This is a genomic window from Herbaspirillum sp. GW103 (assembly GCF_000261365.1).
GTDB lineage: Bacteria > Pseudomonadota > Gammaproteobacteria > Burkholderiales > Burkholderiaceae_D > Herbaspirillum.
This window is the reverse complement of the sequence record NZ_AJVC01000003.1, coordinates 108,636-123,190: the sequence shown is the minus strand read 5'-3', so window position 1 is coordinate 123,190 and position 14,555 is coordinate 108,636. Positions and strand designations below refer to the sequence as shown.

Here is a 14,555-nt window from a genome sequence, read left to right as displayed (position 1 = left end):
TCTATTGTACTGTCCGCAGGCGTGGACGCCGCATCAGAATGCCGGGTGCCGAGCGACAACACTCGCGCCCCCGGCGCAATGCCTTTACACTCCTGCCTTTAGCATCTGTCACTGGAACCATCATGCAGCTTGACCAGCCCCTTTCCGACGCCGAATTCGACGAACTCGACGATTTTCTCCTCTCCGATCGCTGCGCCGACGATGTGATGACCATGGACACCCTGCACGGCTACCTGACGGCGCTGGCCATCGGTCCGCAGGAAGTGCTGATGGCCGAATGGCTGCCGCGCGTCTGGGGCAGCCGTCCCGAAGACACGCCCAAGTTCAAGAATGGCAAGGAAGCCGAGCGCATCACCAGTCTGATCGCGCGCACCATGAACGAAATCGCCATCACCTTCGAGGTCGCGCCCAAGGAATATGAACCGCTCTTTTGCGAGCGCGAGCACGAAGGCAAGCCGCTGCTGGATGCCGAAGCCTGGGCCTGGGGCTTCTGGGAAGGTATCCAGTTGCGCGCGGCGCAGTGGGATGAAATCTTCCACTCCAACCTGGCGCCGCTGATGCGTCCGATCTACCTGCTCGGATCAGAAGAGCTGGAAGAGGAAGAAACCAAGCTCATCGACGACCCGATCAAGACCCACAAGCTGGCCATCGAGATCGAATCGGCCATTCCGCACATCTACCGCTACTGGGCGCCCAAGCGCAAGTCCGCGGTCGAGCAGGTCCAGCGCGATGCACCCAAGACCGGCCGCAACGATCCCTGCCCCTGCGGCAGTGGCAAGAAGTACAAGAAATGCTGTGGGGCAGATTCGGAAGAATGATTCACCCACCCCCATGAAAAAGGCGCGCCAGATACCGGGCGCGCCTTGTTTCTTCATACAGGACGGTTTTTTCTGCCAACCGCCCTGTCACCCTGCCACCTTGCATCACTCCTTGATGAAGTGCTCGCGGTAGTACTTCAGTTCTTCGATGGATTCGAGGATATCGGCCAGGGCGGTGTGCATCTGGCGCTTCTTGAAACCGGTGGCGATTTCGGGCTTCCAACGCTTGCAGAGTTCCTTCAGGGTCGACACATCCAGGTTGCGATAATGGAAGAATTCTTCCAGCTTGGGCATGCCGCGCACCATGAAGCGGCGATCCTGGCAGATGGAATTGCCGCACATGGGCGACTTGCCGGCCGGGACGTATTGCTTCAGGAAGGCGATGATCTGCTGTTCGGCGTCGGCTTCGGTGACGGTGGAGGCCTTGACGCGGTCGATCAGGCCGGAACGGCCGTGGGTACCCTTGTTCCAGGCGTCCATGCCGTCCAGCAGTTCGTCGGACTGGTGGATGGCCAGGACCGGGCCTTCGCCCAGCACATTGAGTTCAGCATCGGTAACCACCACGGCCACTTCGATGATGCGATCCTTGTCCGGATCCAGGCCGGTCATTTCCATATCGACCCAGACCAGGTTCATTTCATTGGGACGGACAGGCGCGGCGGGGGCTTGTGACATAATTCTTCCTTATTGACGGGATGGGGTCTGGCCCCATCTACTGCAGGGTTCATTGCTGGGTTCGCTCGCCCGGATCGGACCGGACGGCACGGCGCGCAAGCCTGCCACCGGCGTCGGCTGGGGCAGATCGCGGGCCTGGGCCTCGAACTTCCGCCATTTTCGCACAGGGACAGCATGTCTTCACTTTCGTTTTCGGTTTTGTTCGTCGTATTCCTGGCCATCAGCCTGGGCGTGCGTTTCTGGCTGGCCTCGCGCCACATTCGCCATGTCATCGCCCATCGCGCCGCCGTGCCGTCCGAGTTCGCGGAAAGGATCCCGCTGTCGGCCCACCAGAAGGCGGCCGACTACACGGTTGCGCGCACCAAGTTCGGTCTGGTGACGCTGCTGGTCAATGCCGCGGTCCTGATCGGCTTTACCCTGCTGGGCGGGCTGCAATGGCTCTCCAGCCTGCTGCTGGGCTGGACCGGGGGGCCGGGCATGCTGTACCAGATTGCGCTGGTGGCCGGCTTCGGTCTCATTTCTGGCGCAGTGGACCTGCCCTTCGACTACTACCGCCAGTTCAGGCTGGAGGCCGGTTTCGGCTTCAACAAGATGACCCCTGGCCTGTTCTTCAGCGACATGATCAAGCAAACCCTGCTGGGCGCCGTGATCGGCCTGCCGCTGCTGTGGGTGGTGCTGGTGTTGATGGAGAAGGCCGGCGCGTTGTGGTGGTTTTATACCTGGATCGTGCTGTGCGCTTTCCAGCTGCTGATGCTGGTGATCTACCCCAGCTTCATCGCGCCGCTGTTCAACAAATTTACCGCGCTGGAGGATGACAGCCTGCGCAGCCGCATCGAGGGCCTGATGCAGCGCGTCGGTTTCGCCTCCAAGGGCCTGTTCGTGATGGATGGTTCCAAGCGCAGCGCGCATGGCAATGCCTACTTCTCGGGCTTCGGTTCGGGCAAGCGCATCGTCTTCTTCGATACCCTGCTGGCGCGCCTGGCCCCGCATGAGATCGAAGCGGTGCTGGCCCATGAACTGGGTCACTTCAAGCTCAAGCACATCGTCAAGCGCGTGGTGGTGATGTTCGGCCTGTCGCTGGCCTTCCTGGCGCTGCTGGGCTATCTGAAGGGCCAGGCCTGGTTCTACACCGGCCTGGGCGTGGAGCCGATGCTGCTGGGCAGTAACGATGCCATGGCGCTGATCCTGTTCATGCTGGTGCTGCCTATCTTCACTTTCCTGTTCTCGCCGCTGTCGTCGCTGTCCTCGCGCAAGCACGAGTTCGAGGCCGATGCCTTCGCCGCGCAGCACACCAATGCGCAGGACCTGGTCTCGGCGCTGGTCAAGCTGTATGAAGACAATGCCTCGACCCTCACGCCCGATCCGCTGCACTCGGCCTTCTATGATTCGCATCCGCCGGCGTCACTGCGCATCCAGCATCTGCATGGCGCGATGGCTGCAGCCGGCGGCAATCACTAAATTTTTCATCGTATTCAAGGCGGGCGTCATGAATGACATTGCCCGCCGCAGGAGAACCCCATGAGCATCACCGCAAGCACCCTCGCCGCTTCCCGCTGCATCCAGCCCATCGAGGCACTGGATGAGGCCGCCATCGCCAGCCACCTGGCCGCCCTGCCCGACTGGAAGATCGAGGGCGGCAAGCTGGCGCGCAGCTTTGCCTTCGGCAACTATTACGAGACCCTGGCCTTCGTCAATGCAATCGCCTGGATCATTCACGCGGACGACCATCATCCGGAACTGGTCGTCACCTACAACCGTTGCAGCGTGAAGTTCGACACCCACAGCGTCAATCAAGGCCGTGGCGGTCTGTCGGCCAATGACTTCATCTGCGCGGCCAAGGTCGACGCCATCTTCGCCCAGCGTGCACCGGCCTGATGGGAGTCCGCAAGCAAGGTGCGCGCAGCGCACGGGCGGGATCGGCAACGGGCAAGGCCGAGCTGGAACCGGGGCTGGTCATTGCCGCCCACGGACGTCACTACCTGGTGCAGGCAGGTGAACAGAAACTCAATTGTGTCACCCGCGGCAAGAAGAGCGACGTGGCCGTGGGCGATCATATTCGTCTGGCGCGCACCTCTGCCGACCAGGGCGTGGTGGAGAGCATCGACGAGCGTCGCACCCTGCTCTATCGCTCGGACCAGTACAAGTCCAAGCTGCTGGCGGCCAACGTGGATCAACTCTTCATCGTGGTGGCGACCGAACCGAGTTTTTCGGATGATCTGGTCTCGCGTTCGCTGGTGGCCGCCGAATCAGCTGGCGTCGCGGCGCACCTGATCCTGAACAAGACCGATATCACCGAAGCGCTGCCGAGGACGCGCGAGCGCCTGCAGGTCTACGCGCGGCTGGGCTATCCGGTGCACGAAGTCTCGGCCAAGGCACAGCCGGAAGAAACCCGCGCGGCCTTCATGCCGCTGCTGGCCGGCAAGAGCACCATCCTGATCGGCCAGTCGGGCATGGGCAAGTCCTCCATCATCAACCTGATCGTGCCGGACGCCGATATCGCCACCCGCGAGATTTCGGCCGCGCTCGATACCGGCAAGCACACCACTACCTTCACCCGGCTGTACCAGATGGAGCAGGAAGCCAGCATCATCGATTCGCCGGGCTTCCAGGAGTTCGGGCTGTACCAGCTGTCCGAAGGCATGCTGGAACGTGCCTTCCGCGACTTCACGCCGTATCTGGGCAAGTGCCGTTTCTACAACTGCCACCATCTCAACGAGCCGGGCTGCGCGGTGCTGGAGGCGGTGCAGGCCGGCGAGATTGCGGGCATGCGGCACCAGCTGTATGCGCAGCTGGTGCATGAGTCTTCGCAGACCTTGTACTGATCCTGCTGCCGCTCAGAACTTGTAGGCCGCCGTGAAGACCAGCGCACGCGGTGCGCCCGGTGCGATCTGCGACACACCGGTGGCGCTGGCATAGTAGCGGCGGTTGCTCAGGTTGGTGATCGCCAGCGTATAGTCGGCCCGTGCCAGGCGATAGCCCAGCATGGCGTCCCAGCGGGCGTAGCCAGGCAGTTCGAGCAGGTTCTCGCGATCGGCAAAGCGCGCGCCCTCATAGACTAAGCCGGTCTCGCCGAACCAGCCCTGGGGAGGCGCATAGGCGACGAACAGGCTGCCGTTGCGCGCCGACACCCCTGACGGGCGTTTGCCCGCCAGTTGCGCCTCGGCCCTGACGACGCGTGAATTCTGCCGGGTCCAGCCACCGCGCACGAACCAGTGGCGCGCCAGCTCTCCGGCCACGCTGAACTCAATGCCGCGATTGCGTTCCAGCCCGGTCTGGCTGAATACGTCGGGCTGTACCGGATCGCGCACGATGCGGTTGTAGAGTTCCAGTTCGAACCAGGCCAGTGTGGTGCTGATTTTGCGCTGGAGCCAGTCGCTCTTGACGCCGGCTTCGAGCTGGCGGCTGAATTGCGGACCGAGGTCGTTGCCATTGCCCTTGGCGCCCGGAGACAGACCGATCACGTCGCCACCGACCGGTGCGTAGTTCTTGCTCCAGGAAGCGTAGAAATGATGCTCGGGCAGTGCCTCCCACACCGCACCGATGCGCGGGCTCAGTGCATGACTGGAGCGCTCGCTGCGCAGCTTGAGCAGGCGGCTACGCGAATCCACCTCGAAGTGATCCCAGCGCAAGCCCACCAGCCCCTTCACGCGCGCGCCCAGGTCGATCTGGTCTTGCGCATAGAAACCGGTCGTCTTCACCTTGTGATAGTTCATCTGCCAGGGCTGCGGCAGCGAACCTGCGTTGTCGTGCTGGTCCGGGTCGGTCAGGGAGACCGGGCGCGCCGAGCCCATCCACAGCCTGGGCTCGCGCTTTTGCCAGCCGTACTCGGCACCGGCCAGCAACTGGTGCTGCACTGCGCCCGTGGCGAGCTTGCCCAGCACTTCCAGATTGACCTGCACATTGCGCTGCTGCAGGTTCTGCTGAAAGCGGCTGCGCTGCACGCGCCCCAGATCGGGCCCCGCGCTCACAAAGGGTTGGCTGGTGAAGGTATTGTCAAAGTCGCTGTTGAGATCGAACACGCTCACCTTCTGGCGCAGGCTCCAGTCGGGCGCGATGGCGCGTATCAGGGTGGAGCGCAGGTTCAGGCTGGTATCACGAATGAAGTCGCGTCCGGCCGCACCGAAGAAGGTGCGATCGGACGCCACCGGCAAGGTATAGGCACGGGCCGTACCATTGCGCGTGACTGCCGTGACCCGCGCCGGTACGCCGCGATCGGGGATGCGGTCGTATTCGTCGTAGTCGGCTTGCAGCAGCCAGCTGTCAGGGCCGGACTCCCACTTCAGCGCGGGCGCGAAGTATTGGCGCGTGCCCCGCACCTCATGGCGGAAGTGCGTCTCGTGCTCACGCCCGGCATTGATGCGCAGCGCCCATTGCGCTCCCAGCGGACGATTCCAGTCCACCGCCGCGCCCAGCTGGCCGCGACTGCCCCAGGTGGCCGACACCAGGCCAAAGTCTTCCCGTGTGGGCTGCTTGCTGATGCGGTTGATCACGCCGCCGCCACTGCCGCGCCCGTAAAGGACGGCGGCCGGGCCCTTGAGGATTTCGATGCGCTCGATGTTGCCCAGACTGCGCACGTATTGCGCATCGTCGCGCATGCCGTCCAGAAGCGTGTCGCCCGCATTGGAAAAGCCCCGCAGCCGGAAGGCATCGAAGCGCGTATCGGAGACGTTGGACACACCCGGCACCCCGACCAAGGCGGCCGCCAGCCCACGACCACCGTAAGCCCGGACTTGGGCAGCATCGACCGCCTGCACCGTCTGCGGCACTTCGCGCACATCGGTGGCGGTGCGGGTAGCGCTCTCCAAGGGACCAGGACGCGGATCCAGCACGCTGCGCTGGCCGCGCACCTCGATCGCAGGCAGGGGGGCGGCGTCGCTCCCCTCGCCTTCTTCTGCCGCATCAGCGGCATAAGAAGGTATGGGAAACGCGAACAAGGCGGCCATCAGAGCCGCCGACAAGGTGCGCAGCTTCGGCGGTGAAGCAAGGAAAGAGCAGCAAGACCGCTGCAAACCCCGCAGGCGACTCGGCAAAGAAGACGTGTGCGACATGACAGCTATTCCTTTCAGGCAATGGAAAGCTGCGGATTCTAGTCGCCTAAATAGCAATAATTCTCATTTGTGATGAGGCTTTGGCCGATCGCTCGCACTTAGTGAGCATTCCTCGAAAAAGCTGGATGCGGTTTTCGAAAAGTTTCTTCACGTGGATAGAAGGAATTCGAGGCGCCCACGCGGTGGTGTGCGCGGATCTTCACCTTTGACGCAAAAAGGCCGATGCCGAGGAGTTTCTTTCAGGCAAGCACTGCGGGTATCTTTTTGAGCCGAATCCCTTATAATCTAAGGAGTTAACGACTATCGGCGGCAGGCGCCACACTGGCCGCCGTTTTTATTTATGGCAATCAAACACTACCTTCAGTTTTCCGACTTTACGCTTGATGAATACGAGTACGTGATCGAACGTTCCCGTGTGATCAAACGTAAGTTCAAGAATTACGAGCCCCATCACACGCTGGCCGATCGTACCCTGGTGATGGTGTTCGAAAAGAACTCAACCCGTACCCGCCTCTCGTTTGAGGCTGGCATGCACCAGATGGGCGGCGCGGCAATCTACCTCAACACCCGCGACAGCCAGCTTGGCCGTGGCGAACCGGTGGAAGATGCGGCACAAGTGATGTCACGCATGTGCGACGTCATCATGATCCGCACCTATGGTCAGGAAATCATCGAGCGCTTTGCCGCCCATTCGCGCGTACCTGTCATCAACGGCCTGACCAATGAGCAGCATCCCTGCCAGGTGCTGGCCGATGTGTTCACCTACATCGAGCATCGCGGCAGCATCCAAGGCAAGATCGTGGCCTGGGTCGGCGACGCCAACAACATGCTCTATTCGTGGCTGCAGGCAGCCGAGGTGTTCGGCTTCCACGTCAACGTCTCCACGCCCAAGGGTTACGACATCGATCCGGCCCAGGTCTCGCCGGGCAACAAGAATTACACCTTCTTCGCCGATCCGGCCGATGCCTGCCAGGATGCCGACCTGGTCACCACCGACGTGTGGACCAGCATGGGCTTCGAGGCCGAGAACAATGCCCGCCTGAAGGCCTTCGATGGCTGGATCGTGGACCAGGCCAAGATGGCGCGCGCCAAGAAGGATGCGCTCTTCATGCACTGCCTGCCCGCCCACCGTGGCGAGGAAGTGGCCGCCGAAGTGATCGACGGCCCGCAATCGGTGGTCTGGGAAGAAGCGGAAAACCGTCTGCACGTGCAAAAGGCCCTGCTGGAATACCTGGTGGCCGGCCGCTTCGATTAAGCCGCTCCTGCCCGCCACCGTATCGCAAGAATCACGCTCAACACTTCAATCATCGCAACGACAAGATCATGTCCAACATCCTGCAATCCGTCCCGGTCAATCAAAAAGTCGGCATCGCCTTCTCCGGCGGCCTCGATACCAGCGCCGCACTGACCTGGATGCGCCAGAAGGGCGCCATCCCCTACGCCTACACCGCCAACCTGGGCCAGCCGGATGAGCCGGACTATGACGCCATCCCCAAGAAGGCCATGCAGTACGGTGCCGAACTGGCGCGCCTGATCGACTGCCGCGAACAGCTGGCCAATGAAGGTATCGCGGCCCTGCAAAGCGGCGCCTTCCACATCTCCACCGCCGGCATCACCTACTTCAACACCACCCCGCTGGGCCGCGCCGTGACCGGCACCATGCTGGTGTCGGCCATGCGTGAAGACAACGTCGACATCTGGGGCGACGGCAGCACCTACAAGGGCAACGACATCGAGCGCTTCTATCGCTACGGCCTGCTGGTGAACCCCAACCTGAAGATCTACAAGCCCTGGCTGGACAGTACCTTCATCGACGAACTGGGCGGCCGCAAGGAAATGTCCGAGTTCATGATCAAGTCCGGCTTCGACTACAAGATGTCGGTGGAAAAGGCCTACTCGACCGATTCCAACATGCTGGGCGCGACCCACGAAGCCAAGGACCTGGAATTCCTCAACAGCGGCATCAAGATCGTGCAGCCCATCATGGGCGTGGCGTTCTGGCGCGATGACGTGGAAGTCAAGGCCGAGACGGTCACCGTGCGCTTCGAAGAAGGCCGTCCGGTGGCGTTGAACGGCAAGACCTTCGCCAGCATGACCGAGCTGATCCTGGAAGCCAACCGCATCGGTGGCCGCCATGGCCTGGGCATGAGCGACCAGATCGAGAACCGCATCATCGAAGCCAAGAGCCGCGGCATCTATGAAGCCCCGGGCCTGGCCCTGCTGTTCATCGCCTACGAGCGCCTGGTCACCGGCATCCACAACGAAGACACCATCGAACAGTACCGCGACAACGGCCGCAAGCTGGGTCGCCTGCTGTATCAGGGTCGCTGGTTCGATTCGCAAGCCATCATGCTGCGCGAAACCGCCCAGCGCTGGGTGGCGCGCGCCATCACCGGCGAAGTCACGGTGGAACTGCGTCGCGGCAATGACTACTCGATCCTCAACACCGAGTCGCCCAACCTGACCTACCACCCGGAACGCCTGACCATGGAAAAGGGCGAAGGCAGCTTCTCGGCCATCGACCGCATCGGGCAGCTGACCATGCGCAACCTGGACATCGCCGATACCCGCCAGAAGCTGTCGATCTACCAGAACACCGGCCTGCTCGATTCCAGCACTGCCGTGTCGCTGCCACTGCTGGGCAAGGACGAGAAGTAATTCCCGCTGGATTCACCTTTACCGTTTAATGGAAGCGATTCGATGAGCACTCAATTCGACAACGTCACCGTCCTGAAAAAGGGCAACGTCTACTTCGACGGCAAGTGTGTCTCGCACACCGTGCTGCTGGCCGATGGCAGCAAGAAGACCCTGGGCGTGATCCTGCCCTCCTCGCTGAACTTCAGCACCGGCGCACCGGAAATCATGGAAATCAACGGCGGCAGCTGCCGCGTGCGTCTGAAGGGCGAAGAAGCCTGGAATACCTACGCTGCCGGCACCACCTTCAGCGTGCCGGGCAATTCCAGCTTCGACATCGAAGTGACCGAGACCCTGGATTACGTCTGCCACTTCGGCTGATCCAATCGGCGCCTCAACGAAAAAGCCGTCCAGTAGCGATACTGGACGGCTTTTTTACATCTTCATCCGGGAGGCTGCCTAGATGAAGACCGGTTCCGGCTCCAGCTGCACGCCGAACTTTTCCTTCACATCCTCCTGGATTGCCCTGGCCAGCCTGGCTACCTCCGCCCCGGTCGCACCGCCCCGGTTGACCAGCACCAGTGCCTGTTGTTCATATACCCCTGCACGCCCGATGCTCTTGCCCTTCCACCCGCAGCGGTCGATCAGCCAGCCGGCGGCCAGCTTGTAGTGATCGTCATCGACGCGATAGCTGACCAGGTTGTTGTATTGCGCCAGCAAGGTATCGCGCAGACGGGCCGACACGATGGGGTTCTTGAAGAAGCTGCCGGCGTTGCCGATCTTCGCGGGGTCGGGCAGCTTGCGGGTACGGATGGCGATGACGGCCTCGGCGATGTCACGCGGGCCGGGTTCAGTGATGCCGCGCTCCTGCAGGGCCTGGGCCACGTCGGCGTAGTTGGCATTGGCGTGCCAGTGCTTGGGCAGTGCGAATGTCACTGCCAGTACCACGGCGCGGTCGCGCAGTTCCTGCTTGAAGATGCTGTCGCGGTAGCCGAAGCGGCAGGCTTCATGGTCGAGGGTGAGCAGTTCGCCGCTGACCAGGTCGAAGGCTTGCAGGCTGTGGAAACGGTCCTTGATCTCGATGCCGTAGGCGCCGATGTTCTGGATGGGCGCGGCACCGACGCTGCCGGGGATAAGTGAAAGATTCTCCAGCCCGCCCAGGCCCTGTTGCAGCGTCCACTGGACGAAGGCGTGCCAGTTCTCGCCGGCGGCGGCGCGCACGTAGATGAAGTTTTCATCCTCGCCGGTGATCTCTATGCCCCTACCCTGCATATGCAGCACCAGTCCGCTGAAGTCTTGTGTCAGCAGCAGGTTGCTGCCGCCGCCCAGGACCAGGCGCGGCAGGGCCATCAGGGCGCTATCCTCGCGCAGCGCATGGAGGGTCCGGGCATCCGTGACGGGCAGGTAGGCACGGGCCCGAGCCTCGATCCCGAAGGTATTGAGGGTGCGCAGGGAAATGTCGTGCTGGACGGGAAGTGAAGAAGTGCTCATAGGGGTGGGATTATATCGCCCACGCGGGGGCAAATCCGCTGACAGTGGCCTGGCGATAGCGGCGGGGGCGCCAGTCCGTTAAAATCACGGCTTGGACGCCGGCCTTCGCCGGCTGCAAGAACATAAGGAACAAGCCATGCCCTCATTCGATACCGTCTGCGAAGCCAACCTGGTGGAAGTCAAGAACGCCGTGGACCAGGCCAACAAGGAAATCTCCACCCGTTTCGACTTCAAGGGCACTGACGCCCGCGTCGAGCAGAAGGAGCGCGAGCTGACCGCCTTTGCCGACTCCGACTTCCAGCTGAGCCAGGTGCGCGATGTGCTGACCAACAAGATGACCAAGCGCAACGTCGATGTGCGCTTCCTGGACGAAGGCAAGATCGAGAAGATCGGCGGCGACAAGGTCAAGCAGGTCATCAAGGTGAAGAACGGCATCGAAAGCGACGACGCCAAGAAGATCGTGCGCGTCATCAAGGACAGCAAGATGAAGGTGCAAGCCAGCATCCAGGGCGACGCCGTGCGCATCACCGGCGCCAAGCGCGACGACCTGCAGGCGGCCATTGCGCTGCTGCGCAAGGAGATCAAGGAGATTCCGCTGGAGTTCAACAACTTCCGCGATTAAGCGGGGCGCTTCCTCCAGCAGTGACTACAACGCCGGCTTTTGCCGGCGTTTGTTTTTGGCGCCAGCTCGATGATATTCGAGAAAACGTAGCTGATTGCTTGAGGGCAAGCGGGTTTCCGCGCCGCCAAATCTACACTCCTTCCACCCAAAAATATCGGCGTCTCTTGAATTGAGCGCTGATGGGCTGTTTGGGCAAGTTGCCAACTGACGGAAGGAGCAAAGATGGAACACACGCAACCCGAAACGCTGCACCTCGCAGTCCGAGACCGACTCAATCCGCGTCGAGAAGGCGCTTGCGCCATTGGCATCACTTCGTCGCAGCTGCGGGAATATCCCGCCTCCAACGGAGGTTTGAAATGAAGATCATCGGCTGGATTCGCTATGGCGATAAAGCCGCCTGCGGCGGGACGGTGATTGAGGGTGACCAGACTTGCCGCAGCCATGGGCGGGCTTATGCCTTTCAGGGGGCTCGGGTGGCTTGCCGACAGGACTGCATCATTGCTGATGGTTTTCCGCGCTCTACGCTCACCAATGGACGGGCTCAGGTTATTCATGGGATGAAGACCAGTGCCGGGTGTCCGTTGCTTTCTACGCTCAATGAGGTTGATGGGGTGGGCAATGCGAGCGGTGAGGACATTCCAGCTCGCTTCGTGCAAGACGATGAGGGAGAGTGGATTGGGAAAATGAATGAAGGGTATGATCAGCACTTCGTCTTAACAGACGGACAAACCGGGCAGGTTCTCGCCAATCGCTATTACCGGATGACTTGCAACGGACAAATTAGCGAGGGTAAAACCGACAGCAAGGGGAGAACAAAGAAAGTATCTTCCGACGACGCCGCAGAAGTCACTATTGAAGTCATGCCGGAAGGCTACAAGGGAGCCTCTGCATGATTCCGCAAGCGATCGTCGTTGTCACAGCAGCGCTAACGTTAAAGTCAGATTCAGAGCCTGTACGCATCAGGGTCAATAAGCCACGAGGTTCGATTTATTGGGGTGGTGCCGGATTAAACGGCCCCTACATACAAGATCAAGTTTCAGCCCTCCAAGAAGCTGGGATCAAGCACATATGGATAGGAAAACGTACCTATGGCGAGTATCCGGACGCTGCACGTTCTGCAACTGATCTGCGTTATGAGGGACGCAGCGATGATCGATCTTGGATGATCGAAAGTATGGAGAATGTGCCCGCTGAGCAATTCAACCTGATTGGCTATTCCTACGGGTCATTGATGGCGGCTCACACCGCTCATGTCTACGCTTGCAACGGGCATCTCGTCGATCACTTGGTGTTGATCGCCTCTCCAATCGATGGGGACTTTCTTGAGAAACTTCAACAGAATAAAAACATCAAGAAAGTGCTCATCATTGACCTTCGCCAACACAAGGACCCGATTTACGCAGGCATGTCCCAGTGGCGTTTGATCCTGTCCAAATCAACTTTGGAAAAACAAGATGAAGCGTCTGGCACAACACGCGGCATTGGCCATTTCTATTACAGGCCAAACTCAGACGAAGGGAAGTTTCGCCGCAGGCAATTGGCAAACTATTTATATCGACAGGGCCTTCGATGATTCCAAACAGCTTTTTTTCAAATGTGCTTCGCTTCCTGGCTCTTCTTGGGGGCATGTTGTTTGCTGCGAGCGGTCCAGACTATCTGCGGGGAACGATTTCTTACGGACTATCGAATAACTGGCACTTTCAAAATGTTTCCGGATGGGGCTTTCGATTCGGACTCTGGTTTCAGTTATTGATTATTGGATTAGTGGCGGTCTCACCATTTTGGGTATGTGTTAAAAACGATACCCCGCCAAGATTTCTACCAAAGCGCAAAACGATCAACCTGATGGTCGGATTTGGGCTAATTTTTTTCCTGTTCTCTGCGGGTCTTGAAATACTGCTGAAAACGCATTTTCCTTAACAATCGCGGCAATTTACCGGATAGCGTCATGAACAAAGGTTGCCGGGCCCAAAACAACAAAGCCCTGGCTCCCACCAAGGCTTTGTTCACAACCTCACGCCAGCAGTCACCGACGCTTCAATCTCTCTTCAACGACAAGCCTCAAGCCGCGTCCCGCTCATCCCCCACCAAACGGCGCTGCTTGACCGAATCCGCCAGGCCCTGCAACACTTGCAGGCTTTCTTCCCAGTTGATGCAGCCATCGGTGATGGACTGGCCGTAAGTCAGTTCCTTGCCCGGCACCAGGTCCTGGCGACCGGCGACCAGGTGCGATTCGACCATCACGCCGACGATGCGCGTGTCGCCCGCTGCCACCTGGCGGCCGATGTCGGCGCAGACCGGGATCTGGTTTTCCGGCTTCTTGGAGCTGTTGGCGTGCGACGCATCGATCATCAGGCGCGCCGCCAGGCCGCTCTTGGCGATGTCCTGGCAGGCGGCTTCCACGCTGGGAGCATCATAGTTGGGCTGCTTGCCGCCGCGCAGGATGATGTGGCAATCCTCGTTGCCTGCGGTGGAGACGATGGCCGAGTGGCCGCCCTTGGTCACCGACAGGAAATGGTGCGGCTGCGACGCGGCCTTGATCGCATCCACGGCGATCTTGACGTTGCCGTCGGTACCATTCTTGAAGCCCACCGGGCAGGACAGGCCAGACGCCAGTTCGCGGTGCACCTGCGACTCGGTGGTACGGGCGCCGATAGCGCCCCAGCTGATCAGGTCAGCGATGTATTGCGGGCTGATCACGTCCAGGAATTCGGTACCGGCCGGCAGGCCCAGATCATTGATGTTCAACAGCAGCTCACGGGCCGCTCGCAGGCCGTCGTTGATGCGGAAGCTGTTGTCCATGTACGGGTCATTGATCAAACCCTTCCAGCCGACCGTGGTACGCGGCTTCTCGAAATAGACGCGCATGACGATTTCCAGCTCGTTCTTGTGACGCTCACGCTCCACCACCAGGCGACGCGCATACTCCATGGCGGCCTTGGTGTCGTGGATGGAGCAGGGGCCGATGACGACCATCAGCCGGTCGTCCTGGCCGTGCAGGATGCGATGCAGCGCAGTGCGAGCTTCGGCGGTGGTGCGCTCGACCTTTTCAGTGCAGGCGAATTCGCGGATGAGATGCGAGGGGGGGACCAGTTCTTTCATTTCTCGGATGCGAAGATCGTCAGTGCGCGGCATTTTTTTCTCCTGGTGTACTGCAATGATTCAGCTGGAAATTGACCAAAAAAAAACCGCCATCACTGGCGGTTTTTTAGGAAATCGGTTTTGTCTTTTTACGAACGCTTACCGCTTTTCACCGCCGTGGGGCTG

Annotated in this window: 15 protein-coding genes; 11 read left to right on the top strand and 4 right to left on the bottom strand. The window is 60.5% G+C overall.

What is annotated here, in order from left to right:
- The first annotated feature begins 122 nt into the window (after positions 1 to 122).
- The gene (locus GWL_RS04060; RefSeq protein ID WP_008326972.1) at positions 123 to 818 is read left to right on the top strand and encodes a UPF0149 family protein; all 696 of its coding nucleotides are present in this window, start codon (positions 123 to 125) and stop codon (positions 816 to 818) included.
- 105 nt (positions 819 to 923) lie between these two features.
- Here GWL_RS04060 and orn read toward each other — a convergent pair whose 3' ends face one another.
- The gene (gene orn, locus GWL_RS04055) at positions 924 to 1,493 is read right to left on the bottom strand and encodes an oligoribonuclease (RefSeq protein WP_008326970.1); all 570 of its coding nucleotides are present in this window, start codon (positions 1,491 to 1,493) and stop codon (positions 924 to 926) included.
- A gap of 174 nt (positions 1,494 to 1,667) precedes the next feature.
- Here orn and GWL_RS04050 point away from each other — a divergent pair, with 174 nt between their 5' ends.
- From GWL_RS04050 to rsgA, 3 genes are read left to right on the top strand one after another with little or no spacing between them, the layout of a single operon-like run.
- Positions 1,668 to 2,951 carry a M48 family metallopeptidase gene (locus GWL_RS04050; RefSeq protein ID WP_008326969.1) on the top strand — a complete coding sequence of 428 codons (1,284 nt, stop codon included), beginning with the start codon at positions 1,668 to 1,670 and terminating at the stop codon, positions 2,949 to 2,951.
- Positions 2,952 to 3,011: 60 nt separating this feature from the next.
- Positions 3,012 to 3,368, top strand: a complete 357-nt coding sequence (locus GWL_RS04045; protein ID WP_008326968.1) for a 4a-hydroxytetrahydrobiopterin dehydratase — start codon at positions 3,012 to 3,014, stop codon at positions 3,366 to 3,368.
- Entirely contained in the window at positions 3,368 to 4,315 is a 948-nt protein-coding gene (rsgA, locus tag GWL_RS04040) for a ribosome small subunit-dependent GTPase A (RefSeq protein WP_008326967.1), read from the top strand. Before GWL_RS04045 ends, rsgA begins: the two co-directional genes overlap by 1 nt.
- Before the next feature lie 12 nt (positions 4,316 to 4,327).
- Here rsgA and GWL_RS04035 read toward each other — a convergent pair whose 3' ends face one another.
- A complete protein-coding gene (locus tag GWL_RS04035; protein ID WP_008326966.1) occupies positions 4,328 to 6,436 on the bottom strand; it encodes a TonB-dependent siderophore receptor in 2,109 nt (702 codons plus the stop codon).
- Between the two features lie 445 nt (positions 6,437 to 6,881).
- On the opposite strand from GWL_RS04035, the gene argF reads away from it, so the two are divergent.
- The 3 genes from argF (at position 6,882) to GWL_RS04020 (ending at position 9,556) form a co-directional block, all read left to right on the top strand.
- Positions 6,882 to 7,796, top strand: a complete 915-nt coding sequence (gene argF, locus GWL_RS04030; RefSeq protein ID WP_008326965.1) for an ornithine carbamoyltransferase — start codon at positions 6,882 to 6,884, stop codon at positions 7,794 to 7,796.
- Between the two features lie 68 nt (positions 7,797 to 7,864).
- Positions 7,865 to 9,199, top strand: a complete 1,335-nt coding sequence (argG, locus tag GWL_RS04025; RefSeq protein WP_008326964.1) for an argininosuccinate synthase — start codon at positions 7,865 to 7,867, stop codon at positions 9,197 to 9,199.
- 42 nt (positions 9,200 to 9,241) lie between these two features.
- A complete protein-coding gene (locus GWL_RS04020) occupies positions 9,242 to 9,556 on the top strand; it encodes a pyrimidine/purine nucleoside phosphorylase (protein WP_006463128.1) in 315 nt (104 codons plus the stop codon).
- Positions 9,557 to 9,634: 78 nt separating this feature from the next.
- Here GWL_RS04020 and murB read toward each other — a convergent pair whose 3' ends face one another.
- Positions 9,635 to 10,666, bottom strand: a complete 1,032-nt coding sequence (gene murB, locus GWL_RS04015; RefSeq protein ID WP_008326962.1) for a UDP-N-acetylmuramate dehydrogenase — start codon at positions 10,664 to 10,666, stop codon at positions 9,635 to 9,637.
- Positions 10,667 to 10,802: 136 nt separating this feature from the next.
- Between murB and GWL_RS04010 the strand changes: the two genes are divergently transcribed.
- The 4 genes from GWL_RS04010 to GWL_RS23255 all read left to right on the top strand — a co-directional run bounded on the left by GWL_RS04010 (position 10,803) and on the right by GWL_RS23255 (position 13,208).
- Positions 10,803 to 11,288: a YajQ family cyclic di-GMP-binding protein gene (locus GWL_RS04010; RefSeq protein WP_008326960.1), complete on the top strand. Its 486-nt coding sequence runs from the start codon at positions 10,803 to 10,805 to the stop codon at positions 11,286 to 11,288.
- Positions 11,289 to 11,644: 356 nt separating this feature from the next.
- A complete protein-coding gene (locus GWL_RS23825) occupies positions 11,645 to 12,181 on the top strand; it encodes a PAAR domain-containing protein (protein ID WP_034350029.1) in 537 nt (178 codons plus the stop codon).
- On the top strand, positions 12,178 to 12,861 hold the full coding sequence (locus tag GWL_RS23260) for an alpha/beta fold hydrolase (RefSeq protein WP_034350026.1): 684 nt from the start codon (positions 12,178 to 12,180) through the stop codon (positions 12,859 to 12,861). Before GWL_RS23825 ends, GWL_RS23260 begins: the two co-directional genes overlap by 4 nt.
- On the top strand, positions 12,858 to 13,208 hold the full coding sequence (locus GWL_RS23255) for a hypothetical protein (RefSeq protein WP_157174192.1): 351 nt from the start codon (positions 12,858 to 12,860) through the stop codon (positions 13,206 to 13,208). The genes GWL_RS23260 and GWL_RS23255 overlap by 4 nt, the downstream gene beginning before the upstream one ends.
- 141 nt (positions 13,209 to 13,349) lie before the next feature.
- Here the strand turns inward: GWL_RS23255 and aroG are convergent, their stop codons facing one another.
- Positions 13,350 to 14,423 carry a 3-deoxy-7-phosphoheptulonate synthase AroG gene (gene aroG / locus GWL_RS03995; RefSeq protein WP_008326955.1) on the bottom strand — a complete coding sequence of 358 codons (1,074 nt, stop codon included), beginning with the start codon at positions 14,421 to 14,423 and terminating at the stop codon, positions 13,350 to 13,352.
- Positions 14,424 to 14,555: the final 132 nt, after the last annotated feature.